The organism is Streptomyces sp. NPDC002784, from assembly GCF_053592135.1.
Genome location: NZ_JBSFVD010000192.1, coordinates 1 through 1,178, shown reverse-complemented (window position 1 = coordinate 1,178; position 1,178 = coordinate 1). Strand labels below are relative to the sequence as shown.

The window sequence follows — 1,178 nt, the reverse complement described above, 5'->3', positions numbered from 1 at the left end:
CCCGAAGAGATTATTACTAATTTGCAGAACCGCAATTTTGATTTGAATCAAGTACCAGCTACTGAACATCATGGTTCAATGTTCCATCATGAACAGGTTGTGCGTGACGTTGAATCTGATAAGCCTATTCGATACAATGCAAATCCTAAAGAATTGTATGAAGTATCTGGATCGTCCGGTCACGTTGCGGCATTGGCTGTCCGCTTAGATACATTCCCAATGGATAAAAAAACACAAATGTTTTACATTGGAACGAATAATCCCGATGAGTTGGAAGATATTCGTCGCCATATTATGACGACATTCAAAGAATTGCCTGTTTCTGGTGAATATATGCATAAAAATGCTTATAAATTGGCCAAGAAATATGGTAAAGACTCACTAATTGTGATTGAAAAAATTGGTACGGGTCATTTGCCCCAAATGTTTGCGCTAAAAGCATGGGGCGAACGCTTTTTGAAGCACATTCCGTTTTTCAAACCTTATTTCCCAGATCGTTTGCTTCAAACATTAAGTAATTTATTTCCTAATCAAATACCAAAGCGGTTAGATGATTATTACGAAAAGTACGACCATTACCTACAATTGAAAATGGCTGGTAATGGTATTGAAGAAGCGCGAGAGTATCTCAAATCTTATTTTGACAAAGCCAGTGGCGACTACTTTGAAGCCGATGCCAATGAGACCAGTAAAGCGGCAACTCACCGCTATGTAACAGCTGGGGTTGCGATTCGATATCAAGAATTAAAACAGGATAGTATTGACATTTTGCCACTAGATATAGCGTTGGCAAGTAATGATTATAAGTGGTTCGAGCATTTGCCTAAAGAGATTGAAGACAAAATAGAACACAAAATTTATTATGGTCACTTACTTGATCACGTTATGCACCAGGATTATATTCTAAAACCTGGCGTCGATGCGCATGAACTTAAAAAAGAAATGCTTAAAATTTTGGATGAGCGTCACGCTGTTTATCCAGCCGAACACAATGTTGGGCATCTATATTTGGCAGCACCGGCCTTAATCAAGCACTATAAGAAAAATGATCCAACTAATAGTTTCAACCCTGGCGTTGGTAAACAAACAATGTCTAAATATTGGGGCGAATACTAGAATAAAAAGTTTGTTAAAAAATAACCGTTATCGTCATTTGTCGATTCTGTAGTGACCCCTAC

General features: G+C 37.9%; 1 protein-coding gene. It reads left to right on the top strand.

Annotated features, from left to right (window positions below; all coding sequences use genetic code 11):
• Nucleotides 1-1,116: D-lactate dehydrogenase (gene dld / locus ACWD1Z_RS37725; RefSeq protein WP_451125467.1), on the top strand; the 1,116-nt coding region annotated here is incomplete at its 5' end.
• Nucleotides 1,117-1,178 lie beyond the last annotated feature (62 nt).